General features: G+C 34.3%; 15 protein-coding genes, 2 tRNA genes, 2 rRNA genes, 1 other RNA gene and 1 pseudogene. 18 read left to right on the top strand and 3 right to left on the bottom strand.

Translation table 11 applies throughout. The annotated features are described in order from the left end of the window. Positions 1–114: 114 nt before the first annotated feature. The 6 genes from CKBE_RS03740 (at position 115) to pyrC (ending at position 5,407) form a co-directional block, all read left to right on the top strand. Positions 115–191: transfer RNA gene (locus CKBE_RS03740), tRNA-Ile, on the top strand. Positions 192–222: 31 nt separating this feature from the next. Next, positions 223–298 (top strand) — tRNA-Ala (locus tag CKBE_RS03735). Positions 299–522: 224 nt separating this feature from the next. After that, positions 523–3,406 (top strand): 23S ribosomal RNA (locus CKBE_RS03730). A 151-nt stretch (positions 3,407–3,557) separates the two neighbouring features. Beyond that, positions 3,558–3,671: ribosomal RNA gene (gene rrf, locus CKBE_RS03725) — 5S ribosomal RNA — on the top strand. Between the two features lie 276 nt (positions 3,672–3,947). Next, a complete protein-coding gene (locus tag CKBE_RS03720; RefSeq protein ID WP_015238253.1) occupies positions 3,948–4,313 on the top strand; it encodes a DUF4870 family protein in 366 nt (121 codons plus the stop codon). A gap of 47 nt (positions 4,314–4,360) precedes the next feature. Further along, positions 4,361–5,407 carry a dihydroorotase gene (pyrC, locus tag CKBE_RS03715; protein ID WP_015238252.1) on the top strand — a complete coding sequence of 349 codons (1,047 nt, stop codon included), beginning with the start codon at positions 4,361–4,363 and terminating at the stop codon, positions 5,405–5,407. A gap of 22 nt (positions 5,408–5,429) precedes the next feature. Here the strand turns inward: pyrC and CKBE_RS03710 are convergent, their stop codons facing one another. Next, positions 5,430–7,217, bottom strand: a complete 1,788-nt coding sequence (locus tag CKBE_RS03710) for an ABC-F family ATP-binding cassette domain-containing protein (protein WP_225968678.1) — start codon at positions 7,215–7,217, stop codon at positions 5,430–5,432. A 104-nt stretch (positions 7,218–7,321) separates the two neighbouring features. Here CKBE_RS03710 and rnpB point away from each other — a divergent pair. The 10 genes from rnpB (at position 7,322) to lpxC (ending at position 20,229) form a co-directional block, all read left to right on the top strand. After that, positions 7,322–7,719: RNase P RNA component class A (gene rnpB, locus CKBE_RS03950), an RNA gene on the top strand. Positions 7,720–7,788: 69 nt separating this feature from the next. Next, positions 7,789–8,787, top strand: a complete 999-nt coding sequence (gene rsmH / locus CKBE_RS03705) for a 16S rRNA (cytosine(1402)-N(4))-methyltransferase RsmH (RefSeq protein WP_015238250.1) — start codon at positions 7,789–7,791, stop codon at positions 8,785–8,787. A gap of 80 nt (positions 8,788–8,867) precedes the next feature. Beyond that, complete coding sequence (locus CKBE_RS03700; RefSeq protein WP_015238249.1) at positions 8,868–11,687, top strand: UDP-N-acetylmuramoyl-L-alanyl-D-glutamate--2,6-diaminopimelate ligase; 2,820 nt, start codon at positions 8,868–8,870, stop codon at positions 11,685–11,687. Positions 11,688–11,689: 2 nt separating this feature from the next. Next, positions 11,690–12,847, top strand: a complete 1,158-nt coding sequence (gene mraY, locus CKBE_RS03695) for a phospho-N-acetylmuramoyl-pentapeptide-transferase (RefSeq protein WP_041572278.1) — start codon at positions 11,690–11,692, stop codon at positions 12,845–12,847. Next, entirely contained in the window at positions 12,835–14,313 is a 1,479-nt protein-coding gene (gene murD, locus CKBE_RS03690; RefSeq protein WP_015238247.1) for a UDP-N-acetylmuramoyl-L-alanine--D-glutamate ligase, read from the top strand. Before mraY ends, murD begins: the two co-directional genes overlap by 13 nt. Positions 14,314–14,363: 50 nt before the next feature. Beyond that, the gene (gene murG, locus CKBE_RS03685) at positions 14,364–15,440 is read left to right on the top strand and encodes an undecaprenyldiphospho-muramoylpentapeptide beta-N-acetylglucosaminyltransferase (RefSeq protein WP_015238246.1); all 1,077 of its coding nucleotides are present in this window, start codon (positions 14,364–14,366) and stop codon (positions 15,438–15,440) included. Beyond that, positions 15,430–16,839: a UDP-N-acetylmuramate--L-alanine ligase gene (gene murC, locus CKBE_RS03680; RefSeq protein WP_015238245.1), complete on the top strand. Its 1,410-nt coding sequence runs from the start codon at positions 15,430–15,432 to the stop codon at positions 16,837–16,839. The genes murG and murC overlap by 11 nt, the downstream gene beginning before the upstream one ends. Continuing rightward, complete coding sequence (locus CKBE_RS03675) at positions 16,836–17,786, top strand: D-alanine--D-alanine ligase (protein WP_192811413.1); 951 nt, start codon at positions 16,836–16,838, stop codon at positions 17,784–17,786. Before murC ends, CKBE_RS03675 begins: the two co-directional genes overlap by 4 nt. 297 nt (positions 17,787–18,083) lie before the next feature. Continuing rightward, on the top strand, positions 18,084–19,256 hold the full coding sequence (ftsZ, locus tag CKBE_RS03670; protein WP_015238243.1) for a cell division protein FtsZ: 1,173 nt from the start codon (positions 18,084–18,086) through the stop codon (positions 19,254–19,256). 82 nt (positions 19,257–19,338) lie between these two features. Further along, a complete protein-coding gene (gene lpxC / locus CKBE_RS03665; protein ID WP_015390066.1) occupies positions 19,339–20,229 on the top strand; it encodes a UDP-3-O-acyl-N-acetylglucosamine deacetylase in 891 nt (296 codons plus the stop codon). Between the two features lie 50 nt (positions 20,230–20,279). Here the strand turns inward: lpxC and CKBE_RS03660 are convergent, their stop codons facing one another. Then, the gene (locus CKBE_RS03660; RefSeq protein WP_015238241.1) at positions 20,280–20,765 is read right to left on the bottom strand and encodes a hypothetical protein; all 486 of its coding nucleotides are present in this window, start codon (positions 20,763–20,765) and stop codon (positions 20,280–20,282) included. 195 nt (positions 20,766–20,960) lie between these two features. Between CKBE_RS03660 and secA the strand changes: the two are divergent. Next, positions 20,961–23,451 (top strand): annotated as a pseudogene (gene secA, locus CKBE_RS03655) (preprotein translocase subunit SecA); the annotation flags it as partial. Beyond that, positions 23,451–23,603 carry an SEC-C metal-binding domain-containing protein gene (locus tag CKBE_RS04035; protein WP_425474710.1) on the top strand — a complete coding sequence of 51 codons (153 nt, stop codon included), beginning with the start codon at positions 23,451–23,453 and terminating at the stop codon, positions 23,601–23,603. The pseudogene secA and the gene CKBE_RS04035, both read left to right, overlap by 1 nt. Here CKBE_RS04035 and CKBE_RS03650 read toward each other — a convergent pair. After that, positions 23,600–24,247 (bottom strand): lysophospholipid acyltransferase family protein, encoded by a 648-nt coding sequence (locus CKBE_RS03650; RefSeq protein ID WP_015238239.1) that lies wholly within the window; start codon positions 24,245–24,247, stop codon positions 23,600–23,602. The genes CKBE_RS04035 and CKBE_RS03650 overlap by 4 nt on opposite strands. Between the last annotated feature and the right edge of the window lie 2 nt (positions 24,248–24,249).

Below are 24,249 nucleotides of genomic sequence, written 5' to 3'. Positions count from 1 at the left end.
TGCATTAAGTATCCGCAATTATCGGTTGTTAAAATAGCTGTGATTGTTAGTAAGCGCTGGTTATGACAGATTTTATATTGGTTTTGCATTGTATAGTGCAGTCGGTATAGGTATGGGTCTGTAGCTCAGCTGGTTAGAGCACCGTCTTGATAAGGCGGGGGTCGTTGGTTCAAGTCCAACTAGACCCACCATTAATGTTTGGGCGAAACCTTTCGATACTTTGGGGGTGTAGCTCAGTTGGGAGAGCGCCTGCTTTGCAAGCAGGAGGTCATCGGTTCGATCCCGTTCACCTCCACCACATATAGAGTTTAATTCTCATACATAATGTTTTATGCATGAGAATTGAGCTTTATCAAATAAGCTATTTGTTCTTTAAAAATCTAGAAGAAGCACAACGAAAGATGTTCTATTTATTATTAATAGACATAGGGTTGTGATTGCAAAAAAGTTCCAAGTATAATTGGAATATTCATAAACAGTAAAATATAGTCAATTTATCTTATATAGCCTTTAGTGTTATAGGATCAAGTTACTAAGTGCATATGGTGGATGCCTTGGCGATCACAGGCGAAGAAGGACGTAGTATCCTGCGAAAAGCTGCGGGGAGCTGGAAAACAAGCTGTAATCCGCAGATGTCCGAATGGGGAAACCCACTCCTTTTAAGGAGTATCACTGACTGAATACATAGGTCAGTAGAAGCGAACCGGGTGAACTGAAACATCTCAGTAACTCGAGGAAAAGAAATCAACCGAGATTCCGAAAGTAGTGGCGAGCGAAATTGGATCAGCCTTTACGTTTTAGCATTATTGATAGTTGAAAGAGATGGAAATCTCTGCCATAGTAGGTGATAGCCCTGTAAACGAAATCTTTGATGTAGAACTAAGCGTAAGAGAAGTAGGGCGGGACACGTGAAATCCTGTCTGAATATGGGGGGACCATCCTCCAAGGCTAAATACTCGTGATCGACCGATAGTGAACCAGTACCGTGAGGGAAAGGCGAAAAGAACCCCGGGAGGGGAGTGAAATAGATCCTGAAACCGTATGCATACAAACAGTAGGAGCGGACTTGTTCCGTGACTGCGTACCTTTTGTATAATGGGTCAGCGACTTACATTCAGTGGCAAGCTTAACTAAATAAGGGAGGCGTAGCGAAAGCGAGTCCGAATAGGGCGATATAGTCGCTGGGTGTAGACCCGAAACCAGATGATCTATCCATGGCCAGGTTGAAGGCACGGTAACACGTGCTGGAGGACCGAACCCACTAATGTTGAAAAATTAGGGGATGAGCTGTGGATAGGGGTGAAAGGCTAAACAAATCTGGAAATAGCTGGTTCTCTCCGAAAACTATTTAGGTAGTGCCTCACGTATTACTGTATGGGGTAGAGCACTGTTATAGCTAGGGGGTCATGGCGACTTACCAAACTATGGCAAACTCCGAATACGTACAAGTACAGCGTGGGAGACAGAGCACCGGGTGCTAACGTCCGGACTCGAAAGGGAAACAACCCAGACCGCCAGCTAAGGTCCCGAATTATCGCTAAGTGGGAAACGAAGTGGGAAGGCATAGACAGTCAGGAGGTTGGCTTAGAAGCAGCCATCCTTTAAAGAAAGCGTAATAGCTCACTGATCGAGTCGTCCTGCGCGGAAGATGTAACGGGGCTAAGCGATAAACCGAAGCTGCGGGCGTATGTTTAACATACGCGGTAGGAGAGCGTTCTGTAAGCCTGTGAAGGTGTCTTGTAAAGGATGCTGGAGGTATCAGAAGTGCGAATGCTGACATGAGTAGCGATAAAGGAGGTGAAAAGCCTCCTCGCCGTAAGTCCAAGGTTTCCTGCGCAACGTTCATCGGCGCAGGGTGAGTCGGCCCCTAAGGTGAGGCAGAGATGCGTAACTGATGGGAAACTGGTTAATATTCCAGTACCATTGTACAGTGCGATGGGGGGACGGATTGCAGAAGATCATCAGGGTGTTGGATATCCCTGTTGCTACACTATAGAAGGTAATTAGGAAAATCCGGTTACGTAATTCAAGGGTGTGGCACGAGCAAACATGTTTTGCGAAGTGATTGGAAGCAGTTCCAAGAAAAGCCTCTAAGCTTCAGCTGTACAAGACCGTACCGCAAACCGACACAGGTGGACGGGATGAATATTCTTAGGCGCTTGAGAGAACTCAGGAGAAGGAACTCGGCAAATTGATACCGTAACTTCGGGAGAAGGTATGCCTCATTATTGTGATGAACTTGCGTTCAAAGCATGAAGAGGTCGCAGATAATCGGTGGCTGCGACTGTTTATTAAAAACATAGCACTCTGCAAAGACGAAAGTCGACGTATAGGGTGTGACGCCTGCCCGGTGCCGGAAGGTTAATTGATGGGGTGCAAGCTCTTGATCGAAGCCCCGGTAAACGGCGGCCGTAACTATAACGGTCCTAAGGTAGCGAAATTCCTTGTCGGGTAAGTTCCGACCTGCACGAATGGCGTAACGATGGCCACACTGTCTCCTCCTGAGACTCAGCGAAGTTGAAATGTTTGTGATGATGCAATCTACCCGCGGCTAGACGGAAAGACCCCATGAACCTTTACTGTAGCTTTGCATTGAATTGTGAATAATCTTGTGTAGGATAGGTGGGAGGCTTTGAAGCATGACCGTTAGGTTGTGTGGAGCCATCCTTGAAATACCACCCTGGATTGTTTGCGATTCTAACCTTGATCCGTTATCCGGATTTGGAACAGTGCATGGTGGGCAGTTTGACTGGGGCGGTCTCCTCCTAAAGAGTAACGGAGGAGTTCTAAGGTACGCTAGGCACGGTCGGAAATCGTGCTGTTAGTGCAATGGCATAAGCGTGCTTAACTGTGAGACTGACACGTCGAACAGATGCGAAAGCAGGACATAGTGATCCGGTGGTTCTGAATGGAAGGGCCATCGCTCAACGGATAAAAGGTACTCTGGGGATAACAGGCTGATACCGCCCAAGAGTTCATATCGACGGCGGTGTTTGGCACCTCGATGTCGGCTCATCTCATCCTGGGGCTGTAGTAGGTCCCAAGGGTATGGCTGTTCGCCATTTAAAGAGGTACGTGAGCTGGGTTTAAAACGTCGTGAGACAGTTTGGTCCCTATCTGCCGTGGGCGTTGGATACTTGACAGAGCCTGCTCCTAGTACGAGAGGACCGGAGTGGACGTACCTCTGGTGTACCGGTTGTCATGCCAATGGCATTGCCGGGTAGCTAAGTACGGAAGAGATAACCGCTGAAGGCATCTAAGCGGGAAACTCGTCTGAAGATTAGGTATCCCGGGGACTTAGATCCCCCTAAAGGGTCGTTCAAGACCAGGACGTTGATAGGTCGGGTGTGTAAGTACAGTAATGTATTAAGCTAACCGATACTAATTGCCCGTGAGGCTTGATCCTATAACTCTACAGGTTATTAGAGTTGAAATTGAAATTCTTTTTATTGGATTATAATGATTAATGTTTTGCAATAAAATATGCAACCATCATCTGTTTGTTGAAAAGCTTCTTCTTGGATTATTTGTGATAAAATCACTATGTGCAGGTTTTGCCTGACGACCATAGCAAGGTGGCCCCACTCCTTCCCATCTCGAACAGGACAGTTAAACGCCTTTGCGCCGATGATAGTAGACATCTCGTCTGTGAAAGTAGGTTATCGTCAGGCTTCTAGAAAATTGAATTCCCCTACATATCTTATGTAGGGGAATATCAATACTCAATTATATAATTTGGCAAAGTTAGTTGCTAGACTATGTATCTCTCTCCAAATCTCATTATTCCGTCTTAATACTTCTATTCCTATTCCCTATGATAAGGGTGATTATTTAAAATACTTAATGCCCTATATATTTGTTCTATATATGCAATTATTTTCTTGTAATATATTGCTATGCGGTGTATTTTTAAAATTTGAATGATAATTTCACAGAGAGCCAATATTATGATTGATTCCAAGCTTCCTTCGCCTAAATTTAATTTTGATGATCTTACACTAACTTATATTGTTTATATATTATTTTCTATAGGATTTCTATCATCTGGAGTTTTTTGGCCAATGTCATTGGCATCAGTGATTATAATATATCAGAAAAAAAATGATTTTGATGGAACTATATATTCATCTCACTTTGATTGGTTATTAAATACTTTTTGGTTAGCTTTACTTTTATTAACTATCAGCATTGTTCTAACATTTATTTATATAGGTTATATCGGCATATTATTAACATTCAGCTGGGTTATTTATAGGTTAATAAGAGGAATGTTATGTCTTAGAGAGAACAAATCTCCGTATATTGATGTATAAGTTTTATAATATCCTGAATGTAATAACTATAAAATAAAGAAAGTTAAATGAATGCTTCCCTAACTATGGTCATGCCAGATGATATGCATGTGCATTTACGTCAATCTGATATGTTGGATTTAGTGCTTGCTGATACGGTTAAGCAATTTGCTAGAGCTATTGTCATGCCTAATTTGAATACTCCAATTATAAGTACTAAACTTGCAATAGAATATAGAAACATGATTTTGAATTCCTTAGGCAAAGTTAAAGATGGGCTTAAATGTTTTGAACCATTGATGACTTTATATTTGACGGATTTGACAACTACTGATGAGATTTTAAAGGCAAAAGAATCTGGTATAGTTTTTGCGGTTAAATTATATCCGAATTCTGTAACTACTAATTCTCATGTAGGTGTGGTTGATATATTTAAAAATTGCTATAAAGTTTTAGATATGCTTCAAATGATTAAAATGCCGTTATTAATTCATGCTGAAGTATCTGACAGTAGAGTTGATATTTTCGATAGGGAATCTGTTTATATCGATAAAGTTATAATTCCTTTACGAAAAAAATATCCAGAATTAAAAATAGTTATAGAACATGTTTCAACAAAAGAAGGTGTTGACTATGTATATTCATCTCCAAATTTTACCGCTGCAACAATAACTCCACAGCATATGTTGTACAATAGAAATATAATTTTTTCTGGGGGATTAAGGCCGCATTATTATTGTTTGCCTATATTAAAAAGTGAATTGCATCGAGAGTATTTAGTTAAAGCAGCGACAAGCGGAGATAAAAGATTCTTCTTGGGAACTGATAGCGCTCCTCATGATACCAAGGCTAAAGAAAATAGTTGTGGTTGTGCTGGCTGTTATAGTTCTTACAATGCAATTTGTCTATATGCAGAAATATTTGACAAGGCTGGCTGTATCTCTAATTTAGAAAAATTTGCTAGTTTAAACGGAGCATATTTCTATGACCTGCCTATAAATAAGCAAACTTTAACTATTCATCGTAACGAGAATATAGTTCCTGATAAGATTTCATTTAAGGATTTGAACATAGTGCCACTTGCATCAGGAGAGACTGTACAGTGGCATATATGAGTTATAGATATTCATAAAACTATTATTTATTTTTTGATTCTAATAATTCCCATCTTTCAAAAGTAAATGTTATTTCTTCATTTATTTTTTTGAGCTTGCTTGTTATAGAAGGAATGAGTTCTGCTTTTTCTTCAGTATATAGTTCTTTTTGTTCTAGCTTTTTAGCTAGCTCATATTGTTCCTCTTCTAGTTTCTCTAGTATGTAAGGAATATTTCTAAGTTCTTCTAACTCCCATGGTTGAATCTTTTGTTTTTTTGTTTTGTCTAATTTTATATTTTTGTATTTCTTGTTTTCTTTATGATAATCACTAATTTTTTCATGATTTATTATTGAATCTTCTAGCTCTGGATACTCAAATTTTCCTACATCATTTATCCATTTACCTTGCCCAGTATAAATTATAGATTTATTTATTGTGTTTTCTAGGAAAGACCTATCATGGCTAGCCAATATTATTGTGCCTGAGTAATTATTTATTGCTTTCTCTAGTATTTCTATAGTTTCGATATCTAAGTCATTTGTTGGTTCATCTAGCACTAAGACATTAGCAGGTTGTACAAAAAGTTTAGCTAAAACAACTCTAGATTTTTCTCCGCCAGATAGAAGTTTTATTGGTGTTTTTGACATTCCTGCATCAAATAAAAAGTCTTCTAGATAATTATTGATATGTTTTTTAATCTTCCCGAAACTAACCCATTCGCCAGAATGATTTATATTATCTTCTATTGATTTATTGGCATCTAATTGCATACGCATTTGATCAAAATATGCTATAGAAGCATCTTCACTGATTGATACACTACCTGAGTCTATGTCTAATTTCCCTAAGATTATTTTTATTAGAGTAGTCTTACCAGATCCATTTGGGCCAATTATTCCAACTCTATCTTTCTTTAGTATTATTCCTGAATACAAGGATACTACATTATTAGATCCAAAAAACTTACTTACTGACTTTGTTTCAGAAATGATTTTTCCTTTATGATTTCTTTCATTTATAAGAAGATTGACATTTGTATGTTTTATTATTATGTCTTCTTTATATTCTCTTAATTTATCAAGTCTTCTTAATCTTCCTTCATTTCGAGTTCTTCTTGCCTCTATGCCTTTGCGTGCCCATTTCTCTTCATTAGATAGAAATTTGTTAAGTTTTTCATATTGCTTTTTCTCAGTCTCTATAAGCTTGTTTTTGTATTCTATCCATTTTGACCAATTGCCTGGAAAACTAGTTATACGGCCCCTGTCTAGTTCTATAATTTTATTTGTTACAGAATCTAAAAAATGTCTATCGTGTGTAACAATAATGAGCGTTTTTTTCCAATGCTTTAATATTGTTTCTAGATACTTGATCGTATTTATGTCAATATGATTTGTCGGTTCATCTAATATCAATAAATCTGGTTCTTCTATTATCGCTTTAGCTAGAGCTGTTTTTTTATATGATCCTCCTGAAAGATCTGCAATCTTTACATTTTCAATAAGATTTAGATCTTTTATAATTATTTTTGCACGAGATATTTTATTTGCATCATATTTGTTGTTACCTACTTCACAACCATATATAGCTTCTAGTACAGTAAGTTGATTGTCTATGTTAGGCTCTTGGTCTAGCATACCTATGCTTATCTCAGATAGTTTATTAATATTTCCTGAGTCTAAAGTAATTTCTCCTCGTAATAATTTAAGTAAAGAAGATTTTCCAGATCCGTTTCTGCCAACAAGACCTATACGATCTTTTTTATTTATAACTAAGTTTACATTTTTAAGGATAGAGTGGCTTCCATGTGATAAATAACATTTGGATAGCATAATTATAGGAGAGTGTGCCATAAAGTCATAAATTAATTAAGATTTCGATTTTTAAATAAAATTATCTTATAAAATATCGTAAACTCTAATACAATAACACATGCAGAGTAAATTGGGCGATCGCGGTAGTTTATTACAATTATCGAGGAAGGTCCGGACTCCTCAGGACAGGATAGCGGCTAACGGCCGTCTATTCACATAAGGTTTACAATCTAATGTGAATAAGAAATAGGGCCACAGAGACGAGTAAGCATGTATATATGGCTTTTATGTAGATATGTTTCTTCATATTTATAGTATAGGCAATAGATCTTGTATGGTGAAACGCGGTAACCTTTATCCGGAGCAACATCAAATAGGCATGCGTTTAGTTTATCTATATAGAATGGTCCGTTCAAGTATGCGGGTAGATGGCTACAACAAACTTGTAAAAGTTTGTGCAGATGAATGATCGCTAATCACAAGTGTGATACAGAATCCGGCCTATAGATTTTCTCTGCATCTTACTTTGATATAATTATCTTATATTTGTGAAATTTTTAATATTTAATATTATGAAACCTTTTATCTAATGAGTGATTTTAAACATAATCCAGTATTATTGAGAGAAAGTATAGAGGCTCTATTAATTAGAAATTCATGTGATGGCAAACAATATTTGAATAGTGGTATTTTTGTAGATGGAACATATGGAAGAGGTGGTCACAGTATTGAATTATTAAATAATTTAGATGAAAGATCTAAGCTGTTTGTTTTTGACAAAGATCCCGATGCTATTACAGCAGCTAGTTTGCTGTCATTAAGAGACCCTAGAGTACATGTTATACATAATAGTTTTGTCAGAATGGAAGAGGAGCTATTATCAAGAAATATAAATAAAGTAGATGGGATCATGTTGGATCTTGGTGTTTCCTCACCTCAGCTTGATGATTCTGCTAGAGGGTTTTCTTTTTTACATGAAGGCCCACTTGATATGAGAATGGATACAACAAAAGGGGTCACTGTAGCAAAATGGTTAGAAAAAGCTGATATTGAGGAGATAAGAAAAGTAATATTTGACTACGGTGATGAGCGATTTGCTACCAAGATAGCAAGGGAGATTGTTTCTCGAAGGAAAATAAGACCGATACGCACAACCACTGAGTTAGTAAAATGTGTTCTTAGTGTTGTGCATAAAACTGAGACTGGAAAACATCCAGCTACACGCACATTTCAAGCTTTGAGAATCCATATTAATAATGAGCTAGAAGAGTTGTCTTTAGCTTTTCCTTCATTTATAAAATTATTAAAGCCTTATGGACGATTAGTAGCTATTAGTTTTCATTCTCTAGAGGATCGCATAGTTAAGAGAATGATAAGAAATTTTGAATTGCCATCTGATTTTTATTCTAAATTGCCATTAACGGAAAGTGAGTTGCCTAAGCCAATTTTGCGTTCTTTAGGCAGGATTTTTCCTGGGGATCATGAAATTTTAGAAAACAAGAGATCCCGATCTGCTGTTTTACGCATTGCTGAACGAACTGCTGCTCCATTTTCCGATTTTTTAAAATCTTATAATCCATATAGTTAAATAGTTGAATAATTTAATTATTAAAACATTATAGCCGTTATGATAAATAGCCAATAAAGAACATATAAGCGACAAGTATTATGAGTGAATTTAGTTATAGGTCAGATCATACTTATGATATTAGTTTTTTAGTATCTTGGTTAAAGGAAAGAGTATCTGAGAATTCACGACTATGTTCAGACTCACGATGTATTTCTCCTGGAGATGTGTTTATAGCTTATAGCGGTTATAACACTAGTGGTTATTTTTACATTGATGAGGCTATAGCAAATGGTGCCTCAGCAGTTCTAATTGACTTTACAAGAGAGATGGAATTATCAAGGCTAGATGAGCTTAATATTTTAGCTGTTTCAAATTTATCAAAGATGTTAGGTGCATTAGCTAAACAGTGGTATGAGAGTCCTTCTGACAAGATTACTATAATAGCTGTAACAGGCACAAATGGTAAAACATCTTGTGTTCAATGGATATCGCAATCTTTAAATAATTATGGTATTTTGTGTGGCACAATAGGCACATTAGGAGCTTTAGTTCATGGTAATCAGTTGCTATACAAAGGTTTAACAACTCCAGATCTTTTGTCTTTGCACTGGATAATATTTAGGATGTATAGCTTAGGTGTTGAGGCAATAGCTATGGAGGCATCTTCAATTGGCCTGGAAGAAGGAAGATTGCATGGCCTAAACATAAAAATAGTAGCTCTTACAAATCTTACTAGTGATCATCTTGATTATCATAAAGATATTTATAGATACGAGCGAGCAAAAGAACTCTTGTTCGATTTCTTAGGGGTGGAAAAATTTGTGATAAATCTAGATGATAGTTTTGGAAAAAGATTATCTAGGAAGTTGCCTGTAGCTAAAAGTTTATTGTTTTCTGCGAACCCCAGTAATCAATTTGCTAATGTTCGTGCAATTGATATTAGGTCAAATGCAAGCGGACAGAGTTTTTTATTTAAATTTTATGATTACTCTATAAATATTAATGTTAATGTTTTAGGTCTATATAATATTTCCAACATATTACTTGTTGCCAGCGTTATGATCGCCTTTAAGGTACCAATTCATATAATACCAAGTATAGTAGAATCACTTTCTGTTGTTCCAGGAAGGTTGCAACGAGTTATTCCAATAAGCATAGGAGAATGTGGTTATCCTAATCCTACAGTATTAGTAGATTTTGCTCATACAGCTGATGCTTTATATAATGTTTTGAATACATTGAACAATATTGCTAGAAATTCAAACGGCAATTTAATTAGTTTGTTAGGTTGTGGAGGAAATCGTGATATTAGTAAACGATCTGAAATGACAAAAATTGCCATAAGGTATTCTGACGCCGTATTTATTACCAGTGATAATCCTCGCAGAGAAAACCCTGAAGATATTATACAGAGTATGCTTGTGGGTATTCATGATAAGTCATCACTATATGTAGAATCTAATAGAGCTTTGGCTATTTTGCTTTCAATTTATTCAGCTAGAGATAATGACATAGTGTTACTAGCTGGGAAAGGACATGAATGTTATCAAGAATATTCAAATAAAAAGGTATTTTTCGATGATTATCAATGGGCTAGGCTAGCTATGTTGCTACCTTTTATCAAAGGAATTTCTATTAATACGAGGAGTTTAAAAGAAGGCGAATTATTTATTGCAATAGTAGGTAATAAATTTGATGCTCATAATTACTTAAAGGAGGCTAAGAATTCTGGTTCATGTGCAGCTGTTGTTTCTAGAAGAATTGAAGGAATAGATCTTCCACAGATTCTTGTTGATAATACTAAAGATGCTTTAACGCATATTGGATCTGCTTACAGGAAGAAGTATAAGTTACCAGTTATAGCTGTAGTTGGAAGTAATGGTAAAACAACTACCAAAGAAATGATTGCAAAAATATTTATAGATTCATATGAGAAAAAAAATTGCCTAATAACAGATGGAAACTTAAATAACTCAATAGGAGTCCCCCTAACATTGTCTAGATTGCGTGAGAATCATAAAGTAGCAGTATTAGAATTAGGCATGAATCATAATGGGGAAATAGCTGATTTATCTAGTATTGTTGAGCCAACTATAGTCGTTATAACAAATGCTCAACGTGAACATCAGGAATTTCTTTATAATGTAGATAATGTGGCTATAGAAAATGGTAGTGCAATAAAGTTCTTGCCTAGTGATGGTATAGCTATATATCCAGGTGATGATAAATATTCTGCACTTTGGTCTAGCCTTACAGGAGGCCGTGATAGTATAACTTTTGGTTTTTCTAAAGAGTGTGATATTTATGCAAGAGATATAAATTGTGAATATAACCATATAAATTGCAATCTAGTATTTGATAATCAAAGTTATCAGTTTTATCTTCCTATTACAGGAAAGCATAATTTGCGTAATGCATTAGCTTCCATTTCTGTTTCCGTAGCAATGGGATTAAAATTATCTGATGTTATAAAATCTTTAAAATACTTCGAGTCTGTTTGCGGCAGAATGAAGTTTTATGCATTAAATGATAATGTTCTGCTAATAGATGATACGTACAATTCAAATCCTGATTCTGCTTTGGCTGCTATAGATGTTTTAAAAATTCAGAAAGGAGTTAGAATCCTTGTATTCGGAGATATGAGTGAAACTGGATCAAGAGCTATTGATTTACATAAGGAAGTAGGTTTTTATGCAATGAGCCAAGGTATTGATATATTAATTACAATTGGAGAAAATAGTATGCATGCTGCAGTTGCTTTTGGAAGTAATGCTATAGCCTTTAGTTCTATAGATATAGATGATATTGTTTCATTATTATGTAAATACAAAAAAGCCAGTATTTTAGTTAAGGGGTCACGTTCCATGTCTATGGAGCGTATTGTTAGATCTTTTTCAAAAACAATACTTGAGGAATAGACATGCTTCTAAAGTTTCTATGTCTTTTCAATATTCAGCATCATTTGTTTTATGAAACGAATATTAGAGCTTTTTTTGCATTCATCACATCTTTCCTTCTATGTTCTATAATTTTACCTTTTGCTATAAAACGTTTATCTTTAATGAGTATTAGTCAGTCTATCAGATCATGTGGTCCTCAGTCGCATCATATAAAAAATGGCACTCCTACTATGGGTGGTCTTATTGTATTGTTTTCTATAGCAATTAGCGTTTTTTTGTGGGCAAATTTGTGTAATGTTTTTATATGGATTGTATGTTTTGTAACCTATTCATTTGGATTTATAGGATGGATAGATGATTACTATAAGGTAAAATATAGAACATCAGAAGGATTAAGGGCAAGAGTAAAATTTCTATGGTTACTATTTTTTAGCGTGATAGCATCGCTGTGTATATTTGTAAGTTTTGATTTATATAATGATAGTTTATTATCTTTAAGGCAAATAGAAATTACAGAATTATTTTCTGAATTGCTTTCAATAAATTTATTTTTATTTGTTCCTTTAATCGGTGATTTCAGTTATGTTTTTGGTATATTTGGGTTTGTTTTTTTATCTTGTTTTGTTATTGTTGGAACCAGTAATGCTGTTAATCTAACAGATGGACTTGATGGTTTAGCAATCTTTCCGATTATTGTAGTTGCATCATCATTGGGTTTGTTTGCCTATGTTGTAGGAGACATTCATCGCATTAATTATTCATCATTACCATATATTCCAGGGGCAAGGGATTTATTGATTTTTTGTGCTGCCATGGCTGGTTCTGGATTATCTTTTTTATGGTTTAATATGCACCCTGCTAGTATTTTTATGGGAGATGTTGGTTCATTGGCGCTAGGTGGTGCACTAGGTTCTATTGCTGTTATTACTAGACAAGAAGTTAATCTAATAATTATTGGTGGTATTTTTGTGGCCGAGACCATATCTGTTATTTTGCAAGTTTTTTGGTTTAAATATACAAAGAGAAAGTATGGAGTAGGACGTAGGATATTCCGAATGACTCCTTTGCATCATCATTTTGAAATTAGTGGATGGAGTGAAGTTCAGGTAGTTATTCGTTTTTGGATTGTAAATATAATATTAGCAGTGATAAGTTTAGCAACATTATGTGTAAATTAGATAATGATATTAAAGGATCTATAGTCTTAGTAATAGGCTTAGGTGAGTCTGGTTGTTATTCAGCAATATGGTATCACAGGCATGGAGCAAGGCTAAGAATTGTTGATACAAAAATTAATCCTGTTGGTTTATGTAAGCTTAAACACTTAGTTAATGATAGTCTTATAGAATACAATTTAGGATATGCTGGCAATTTTAAGGTAGATTTGTTGGAAGGTGTTTCTTTAGTAATTTTAAGTCCAGGATTATCACCTAATAGTATAGTTGTTAAGGATATTATAGATAAAGCCAAATCTATTAATATAGAAATTATAGGGGAGATAGAGGTATTTGCTAGAGCTATAGAATACATGAGATATTCTATAGGCTATAATCCTAAGATTATTGCAATAACAGGTACTAATGGGAAAACAACTGTTACTTGTTTAACCTATAAGATATTGAATGATTGTGGTATTTCAGTTCAGATCGCAGGTAATATCGGTCCGGCATCGATTAGGGTTCTAATGGATGTTATTGATAGCGCATCTTTACCTAAAGTATGGGTGCTTGAGTTATCAAGTTTTCAGATTAATTCTATGTATTCTTTGCATCCTGAAATATCTGTGCTTCTTAATTTAACTGAAGATCATATAGATTGGCATGGTAGCAAGGAAAATTATTGGGAATCCAAGAATAAATTATTAAGATTATCTAAAACGGCATTGATAAATCGTAGTGATCATTTAGTTTTAAGAATGTCTTTTGAATTGAAAAATAAAATTATAAATAGCTTTGGAATTGATGAGCCTACTAAAATTGGTGATGTTGGTGTATCATTAAAGGGCGACCAAAAATGGTTAGTATATAGCTATAGGAATGATCTTTTTTTAAATGATACAGATAGATTAAATCAAAACAACTTTGAGTATTTGCTCCCAACTAGTTCTTTAAAGATAAAAGGCATGCATAATATCTTAAATGTTCTAGCATCTATAAAGCTTTGTAAATATGTGGGATTGAAAACAGCTGAAATATTACCTGCTTTATTTAATTATGAGGGTGAGCCTCATAGAATACAGTGGATATGTATGGTTAATGATGTTAATTATATAGATGATAGCAAGAGTACTAATGTTGCTTCCACATTAGCAGCACTGCAGAGCATGGATTCTAAATCCATATTGATATTAGGGGGTATGGGCAAGAATCAGGATTTTTTGCCATTAATACCTGATTTAATTAGGTATACTCGTGCTGTTGTATTAATAGGAACTACATCTTCAGAGATTGCTAGTATTCTTGATAAGACTTCCTTGCCATATAGATTTGCACATGATATGAAGGAGGCAGTAGAAATTTCTTCGGAACTAGCAAATTCTGGTGATACTGTATTACTATCTCCAGCTTGCTCTAGTTTTGATATGTTTAATGGATATGCTCACCGTGGTAAAATTTTTGTGGACTGTGTAAAGTCTCTGCTTTAAAGGGTAAGCAAGAATATATTTTAGATGCTCTGAAGAGGTCTTTTTTAATAATGAATTTAGTTATTATTGTAGCTGGAGGCACAGCTGGACATATCATTCCTGGCCTAATAGTTGGGGAAATGTTAATTAAAAAGGGTTGGAATGTTATATGGGTTGGCAACCCTAGAAGAATGGAAAGAGTTTTAGTATCTCGTTCTAACATAGAGATGATCCCTCTGGATTTTTGTGGATTGCCAAAAAGCACTATTAAATCATTCATTGTTTTCCCTTTTCAGTTATTGAAGGCATTAGTTGCCTCTTGGAAAATATTGGCAAATGTGAAGCCTAATTTTATATTAGGCATGGGTGGATATATAACAGTGCCAGTATGTTTGATTGCTGCATTAAGAGGTATTCCTATAGTTATACACGAGCAAAATGCTATAGCAGGTAGAGCTAATAAGTTATTATCTAATTTCGCCAAAATTATATTTGGTGGATATCCCAATATTTTACCAAAATCAGAACATGTTGGTAATCCTATACGTTCTTCTATGTATTCGTTTCAATCTCCAGACATTAGGTATAGTTTTCGTAATGATAGTAAATTAAGATTGCTTGTTTTAGGTGGTAGTTTAGGAGCGCAAAGGTTAAATTTTTTAGTACCAGCTGCTTTATCACTATTATCTATGGAAGAAAGACCTTATGTGACACATCAATCAGGAGAAAAACATATAAAACAGTTGTGTAAGAATTATGATAATCTAAAGGTTTCGGCAAATTGTATAGATTATATAGAGGATGTAGCAGAATTTTTATCTAATGTTGATCTTGTTATATGTAGAGCTGGTGCAATTACAGTATCAGAGATAGTTGCCATAGGAGTTGCTGCTCTCTTCATACCTTTCCCTTATGCGACTGATAACCATCAGATGGAAAATATAAAGTTTCTTGTTGATTCTAATGCAGCTTGGGTGATTCACCAGGATGATGTCAGTCCAGAATGGTTAGCATCTTGGATAAAAAAACGCACACGTAGTGAATTATGTAAAATTGCTATGAAAGCTAATAAGTTTGTTAAGCCATTTGTATTGGATCGTATTGTAGATACTTGTGAATCATTCAAAAAAAACAGTTATGAGACATAGAATAAAAAATATACATTTTGTTGGAATTGGCGGTTCTGGCATGAGTGGTATAGCTACAGTTCTTATGAATCTAGGGTGCTATGTAAGTGGTTCGGACATAAAAGAATCTGAAGTTACTATGCAGCTGCGCTCAATGGGAGCTATGATTAATATAGGGCACAATGCTTCTAATGTTTCTTCAGCTGAGGTTGTTGTAGTATCTACCGCTATCAGTAGTAATAATCCTGAGATTATTGCTGCACGAGCTTTTAGTATACCTATAGTTTCTAGATCAATAATGCTAACAGAATTAATGCGCTTAAAAAAAGGTATTGCTGTAGCAGGAACTCATGGAAAAACTACCACTACCAGTTTGATAGCTAGTGTTCTTGGTCTAGGTGGTCTTGATCCTACATTCGTGATAGGAGGGGTTTTAAACTCAACAGGATCTAGCGCTGCTCTAGGAAAAGGTGATTATATTGTAGTTGAAGCAGATGAATCAGACGGCTCTTTTTTGAATTTATCACCAGTAATGGCTGTTATAACCAATATTGATTCAGATCATATGGATACATATGGACATGATGTTAGTAAGCTTAGAGATGCATTTTTAGAATTCGCTCAGAAATTACCTTTCTATGGTAGTGCTTTTTTATGTGCAGATGATACTAACATTTGTGAAATAATGCCATACATATCAAGACCTATAACAACATATGGAGTGAATGTCGATGCTAATATTCAAGCATATAACGTAAGAGTTAATGGCATGAAAATGTTGTTTGATATCAATAGACATTATCAAAATGGTAATATTTTGAAACCTATTAGCGTAGAGCTAAATTTGCCAGGAATACATAATGTTAGAAATGCTTTAGCTGCAGTTGCTATTGCTACTGAACTAGGTATTTCTGACGATGATATTTGTTGTTCTCTTAATTCATTTAATGGAGTAGGTAGGAGATTTTCATATATTGGTTATTTTCATGTATTGGATAAGAATGGCGGTGGTAAATTTACATTAATAGATGATTACGGTCATCATCCGAGAGAAATAAGTGCCACATTATCAGCTGCTCGTGGTGTATGGCCTAAAAAAAGAATAGTGTTAGCCTTTCAGCCTCATAGATATACAAGAACTAGAGATTGCTTTGATGATTTTGTAAAGGTTTTAGGTTCTACTGATTTGCTATTACTAACGGAAGTTTATGGTGCAGGTGAGGAGTATATAGCAGCGGCAGATGGAAGAACGTTATCAAGAGCAATTGAGTTAGATGGTAAAATTAATCCTATTTTTGTAGATGATATTTCAAGCTTACAGGAGACAATTATTAATTTGGCATGTAATGATGATGTAGTAATTTTAATGGGAGCCGGTTCTATAGGGAAAGTAGCATCTCAATTCATAGAGCTAGGATAATGATGAATTTTGGTAAAGTGGGGGTAATATATGGCGGTTTTTCTTCGGAACGAGAAATTTCATTAATATCAGGAAAAACTATTTATAATGCTCTTTTAGAGGCAGGAATTGATGTTCATTTATTTGATTTAGGTAGGAATACTCTCATGCTACTTTCCGAATCAAAGTTTGATAGAGTTTTTATTGCTCTTCATGGTAGATTTGGTGAGGATGGGACTATTCAGGGCGTTCTAGAATTATTAGGTATCCCATATACTGGAAGTGGTCAATTGTCATCTGGTATTGCTATGAATAAAGTTTTATCTAAGCAAATTTGGCTCCAAGAATATTTACCAACACCAGAATTTGAATATCTTCGAGATATTAACAGTTTGACTATTGCAGCTAACAAACTAGGATTCCCATTAATTATCAAACCTGTTCATGAAGGATCTACTGTTGGTATTAGAAAGGTAGATTTTTTTGAAAGTAAAAGCATTGAGGATGCTTACTATAATGCTTTAGATTTTGATAACGAAGTCTTTGCAGAAAAATTTATTAGTGGTAGAGAATTAACAGTATCTATTCTGGGATCTAGAAATAGCACAAAGGTTTTACCAGTTGTAGAAATAATTGTACCTAATGGCAATTATGATTACGATCATAAGTATTTTGCAGATGAAACGAAATATATATGTCCAGCAATACTGCCTAAGCATATAACAGATTTAATTATTGATATTTCTATTAAGGCATATAATTCAATAGGATGTGATAGTTGGGCTCGTGTGGATTTTATATTAGATAATGATAATAATCCTTGGTTATTAGAAATTAATACATCTCCTGGAATGACTGATCATTCACTTGTTCCAATAGCGGCAAAAGTCGCTGGAATAAGTTACACTGATTTATGCTTATATATATTGTCAGAAGCATCATGTAAAATAATAAGTAGAATATTTTAGATTTCTTATAGTAACTTACCATAATAGAGTGTATTCATAGCTTGTTTTATACATGACATAACAACAGACTATTATTTTTTATAATAGATTTTTCTAACATGAATAATAAATTAAATCTGGTTATTTATTTTATTTAATTAAAAGTCATTTATATATCAAGTATAAGTTAGTGCTACATTTAATATATAGTAATCTTGTGAATTAATAGAGATAGATTATTTATTGTGGTAGAAAATTAGATAGATATTTATATAATGGTCTATTAATACTATAGTTTAAAAATTCTTAGGTGATTATATGAAATTTGAAATTTTAGATAGCAGTTCTAGAGGAACAATAATAAAAGTAATAGGGGTAGGAGGGGCTGGAGGGAACGCAGTTGCTCATATGATACGTAGTGGGGTTAAAGGTGTTGATTTTATATGCGCGAATACTGATGCTCAAGCGCTTTCAGCTACAAATTCTCCTGTGCAAATTAGTCTTGGACATACTGGCCTAGGAGCAGGAGCAAAGCCTGAACAAGGTAGATCTTATGCTGAAACAGCAAGGGAAGAAATTAGGTTGGCATTGGCAGGTGCTCATATGGTTTTTATTACAGCTGGCATGGGAGGAGGTACTGGTACAGGAGCGAGTCCAATAGTGGCAGAGATAGCCAAGGAGTTAGGTATCTTAACAGTAGGAGTTGTTACTAAGCCTTTTTCTTTTGAGGGCGGTAAGCGTTTGCGTGTCGCAGAAGAAGGTATAGTTGAGCTTGCTAAACATGTACATTCTTTAATTGTTATATTGAATGAAAATTTATATTCTTTTATGGATGAGGATGCTACACAAGAAGATTGTTTCAAATCTGCAGATAGTGTTTTGAATAATGCTTGTGCTGGAATAGCAGAGATAATTAATGTCGAAGGAAACGTAAATGTTGACTTTGAGGATGTGCGTACAATCATGGGTGAGCAGGGTCAAGCTATGATGGGGACTTCTGTTGCTCAGGGTAAAGATAGAGCTAAATTAGCAGCAGAGCAAGCAATTGCATGTCCTTTGCTAGAAGGAATAGATTTACATGGAGCTAGAGGGTTATTAGTAAATATAACATCTAGTAGATCTTTAAAAATGAGAGAGACACGTGAAATCATGGAAACTATTCGAGGTTATGCTTCAGAAGATGCAACAGTTATTTTTGGCAATGCATATGATGATTCGATGGGAGATGAGCTAAGAGTTACTGTAGTTGCAACTGGGTTAGGAAAATCATCATCTAATAACTTTGTCAAACAAAATGCTGTCATTGATAATAGAGATATTGTTAAGCGTCCTAATCTATCTAATAATGTAAATAAGCAATATCATAATAGCAAAATAAGTTCTCCTTCTGTGATACATAATCCTCGTGCAAGGAATCACAGTTCTGAAGATAGTCATATTGAATCTGATAACTTCGATATACCTTCTTTCCTAAGGAAAAAGGTAGACTAATTATTGATAATTTTTTGTTTGTTTTGGAGGCTGAACCTGTATAACTTGCCTAATATCACATAATATTAACAAAGAGTATTTTATGTTTAAACAATGTACTATTAGTAGGCCAGTTAGTACTACAGGGATATGTTTACATTCTGGCAAGAAATCCAGAATTGTATTGCGTCCAGCAGATGTAAATACTGGGATTATTTTCCATAGAGTTGATCTTCATAATATAGTAGATATACCAGCTAAAGCTGAATATATTAGTGATGCTCATCTTGCTACTGTATTACAGAAAGGTAGTGTTAGAGTATCGACAATAGAGCATTTAATGTCAGCTTTACATGGATTGGGTATTGATAATATACACATAGATATAAATTCTGAGGAAATTCCTATTTTAGATGGAAGCTCAGATCGCTTTGTCGATCTATTGAAACATGCTCGTATTAGAGAACAAGAGGGTTTTAAAGATTTTATCAAGATTATAAATGTTGTAGAAATATCCGAAGGAGAAGGTGATAATAAGAAATGGGCTAGACTAGAACCATACAATGGATTTGTCGTGGCTTTTTCTATTGATTTTAGACATCCAGCAATCTCTTCTACGGCTAATTTTATTGAGATAAACATATCTAAGGAGTCTTATGTTAAAAATATTTCACGAGCACGTACTTTTGGATTCATTAAAGAGTTAAAGGAATTGAATTCAATTGGACTTGCTTGTGGTGGGAGTTTTGAAAACGCAATTGTGATGGATGATTTTAAAATTTTAAATGAAGAGGGTTTGAGGTATAAAGATGAGTTTGTCAAACACAAGGTTTTAGATGCAATAGGGGATTTATATTTATTAGGAAAACCATTATTAGGGCGTTTTGTTGCTCATAAATCAGGACATTCCTTAAATACTAGGCTAGTTAATTTACTATTGAGTAAGAGTGATTCTTGGAAAGTAGTGCGGAATAATTATAAAGGAAATATATGATTATTAATTGACATTTTTTAAGTTGTATTATATTAACCGTCTAGTTAGTTTTATGATTTGTGATGTTCAATCAATTTTTCAATTGCATCTTTTAGTGGCCCAGGTTTAGATTTTTCTCGTAGTTGCTCAAAGTATTTTATAGTGTTATTAGATATATAGTTTTTTTGTTTATTTATTATTTTAATTTCTGATGCCAAACAGTTGTTAATTATTTTTATCTTTATAATTTCTAGATTTAGGCTATAAGTCGTTTTTATTTTATTTAGTATCGAGGGTGATAATTGTCGTATTCTAGTAGCATAAGTTGCGCCATCTACAGCTATCGTTATGCTATTTTGTTCAGTTTTTATTATATGAAATGAATTTTTTAAATATTCTGGTAATACAGTCGAGACTAATTGTTTTATTTTTATATAATTATATGCAGTGACTAGTGTTTCATTAATTTTTCTGTTCGATCTTAGCCAATCAATTGCTTTATAATTGTGACTATTGGTTTGTTTTGATGAGTTCATAATATTATAATTATACTTCATTAAATATGTTTTTTATTTAAAAGATGATTAAATTAGGGAGAAATAATATTTTTATACAAACTCATTATATTTGCTAATTTATTCTTTATTTGTTAAATAAACAATTTTTATTATTTTTGAGCTAATATTAAAAGTTTAATGTTAATTATTTTTTAAATTCTATAGAAACGGGGTTTTATCATTTTATTCTCTAATATATTCAATCTATTTAAAAGAATTTTCGGTAGTCGTAATGATAGATTATTAAAGCAATATCATATTTTAGTTAACGCTATTAATAGTATAGAGCACAAAATATCAGAATTATCTGACATTGAGTTACGTAGAAAAACAGAAGAGTTCCGTAATGATTATGCTTCAGGCAAGAGTCTAGATGATTTATTGCCGGAAGCTTTTGCTGTTGTCAGAGAAGCAAGCAAGAGGGTTTATGGAATGCGTCATTTTGATGTTCAAATCCTGGGAGGTATTGCTTTGCATAATGGTAAAATTTCCGAAATGCGTACAGGTGAAGGTAAAACTCTTACGGCCACCTTACCAGTATATCTTAATGCAATTGCTGGCAAAGGAGTACATGTTGTCACTGTAAATGATTATTTGGCTCGTAGAGATGCTGAATGGATGGGTAAACTATACAATTTTTTGGGGCTGTCAATTGGTGTTATTTTGCCGCAGCAGACTTCTAAAGAAAAGAAAGATTCTTATGCAGCAGACATAACCTACGGGACTAATAATGAATTTGGATTCGACTATTTACGAGATAATATGGAGTATGAGTTAGGTAGCAAGCGTCAGCGTTCGTTACATTATGCAATAATTGATGAGGTTGATTCTATATTAATAGATGAAGCTCGTACTCCATTGATAATATCAGGATCTTTAAATGATAGTAGTGATTTGTATATTAAAATAAATGAGATTCCTTCTTTATTAGTGCGTATGGAAAATGAGCCTGATCAATATGGGAATGAAGTTAATGGAGATTTTTGGTTAGATGAAAAAAATCAGCAAGTTTATTTATCTGAGCATGGTCATGAAAGAATTGAGACTATATTAAAACAGAAAGGATTATTAAAAGATGGTTCTTCTTTATATGATCACAGTAATGTTTATCTGATAAATCATATTCTTTCTGCATTGAGAGCTAGGAATCTGTTTTTTCGTGATCATCATTACGTAGTGCAAGGAGATGAAGTTATCATAGTGGATGAATTCACTGGTAGGCTTATGACCGGAAGACGTTGGTCAGATGGCTTACATCAAGCTATTGAAGCGAAAGAAGGTGTCAGTGTTCAGAGTGAAAATCAAACTTTGGCTTCTATAACATTTCAGAATTACTTTAGAATGTATTTCAAGTTGTCTGGAATGACAGGAACAGCAGACACTGAAGCTTTTGAATTTCAAGAAATATATAATCTTGAGACTGTTGTTATTCCTACTAATAAACCTATGGTTCGTAAGGATGAGAATGATCACATATACAGAACTAATAAAGAGAAATATGAAGCTATTATAAGTGACATATCAGATTGTTATAAAAGGAGTCAACCTATATTGGTTGGGACTCCAGATATTGAAAGTTCTGAGTATTTATCCAAGCTCTTGAAAAAACAAGGTTTCCCACATAATGTTTTAAATGCTAAGCATCATGCTAATGAGGCTATTATCGTAGCTGAGGCTGGCAAACCAGGATCTATAACTATTGCAACAAATATGGCAGGTCGAGGTACAGATATCGTTCTTGGTGGAAATATAGATAGAAGAATCACTGATGTTATAAAGAAGACTAAATTACAAGATAGCGAAAAAAATAAAGTTATAGATAATATTATGGCAGAGTGGATGCTTGCAAATGAATTAGTTAAGCAGGCAGGAGGCTTGAGGATTATTGGAACAGAAAGACATGAATCTAGAAGAATTGATAATCAACTAAGAGGAAGGTCAGGAAGACAGGGGGATCCAGGCTCATCTTGTTTTTATCTTTCTCTAGATGATCAATTGATGCGTATTTTTGCTGGAGATAAGTTGCGCTACTTAGTTAACCATTTAAAATTGCCATATGGAGAAGCTATAAAATCAAGCATGGTGGATCGTGCTATAGAGTCAGCACAACGCAAAGTTGAAAGTCGTAATTTTGATATAAGAAAACAGTTATTAGAGTATGATGACATAGCTAATGAACAGAGAAATATTATATATAGTCAGCGTAATGAAGTGCTAGAAAGTGATTCCCTGATAGAATTTATAGATGAAATATTCAAGGATGTTATTTGTAATATATTTCGTAATTATGTTCCAATTAACTCAACACTAGACCAATGGAATATTACTGATTTGCAAAAAAGGCTAGAATCAGAGTTCCAGTCTAATATAAACATATTAGACTTAAGTGAGATCTCTAGTAATGATTTTGATTTGTTAGATTTATTGAATAAAAAAGTGTTATTTATTTATAATCAAAAGAGAAGTCTTATAAAAAAATCATATACAGATATAGAAAGGTTATTTTTGCTGCAATCCATAGATTATCATTGGAGAGAGCACCTCTCAATGTTGGAATATTTGAGACAAGGGATTCATTTGAGAGGTTACGCTCAAATGAATCCTAAACAAGAATATAGAAGAGAAGCCTTTGAATATTTTTCTGTTATGTTAGATAAGATTCGTCACGATATTGTACGTAATCTGATGATTATAGATATAAATTTAAATAAAAATCTAGAAAATAGTGCATTTTATAATGATGAATCAAAAAAGTTATTTTCTAAAACCAGGAGAAATGAGCCTTGTCCTTGTGGCAGCGGCAAGAAATATAAACATTGTCATGGCGCATTGAGTTAACTATTTTTGGAGTCTTCTGTTTCTATTTTCAATAGCTCATGTTTAATCCATTCATATGCTGATTTAGTTACTTCTTCTGCTTTTGTATATTTTTCTATTTGAATCATTGGACCTATAGAAACATTTATGTCTCCAGGATGTATTGCTATGCTGCCCGCTTTCCAAAATTTTCCAGAGTTGAGGGCTACGGGGACTATATTACTTTTAGTTTCTAGAGCAAGAATAGCACTACCTAGCTTGAATTTTCCAATTTTATTGCTAGGGCTTCTAGATCCTTCTGGAAAAATTATAAGGCAGTGAGTTCCATCTAACTTATTCTTCCACTTTTTAATCATTTGCCTTAATGCTGCAGCGCCTTTGGATCTATTTATGGGTATCATATTTAGCAATGCTAATCCCCATCCAAAGAAAGGGATCCAATGCAGTTCTCTTTTGTAAACGTAGCAAACATTTTTTGGCAAAATAGAAATAAAAAACAATGTTTCCCAGGTTGATTGATGATTTGATAATATTATAAAATCACCATTAGATGGTATATGTTCAATTCCTTTAATTGTCCAATTAAGACCACATATGAATTTTGCACTATATAGAGCTATTTTAGGCCAATAAGAGAGAACTTTATATTTGTATTTTGCTGGCAAAA

This window comes from Candidatus Kinetoplastibacterium blastocrithidii (ex Strigomonas culicis), from assembly GCF_000319245.1.
Taxonomy (GTDB): domain Bacteria; phylum Pseudomonadota; class Gammaproteobacteria; order Burkholderiales; family Burkholderiaceae_B; genus Kinetoplastidibacterium; species Kinetoplastidibacterium blastocrithidiae.
Note: the sequence above shows the minus strand (reverse complement) of the source record. Positions and strands in the feature narration are given on the sequence as shown.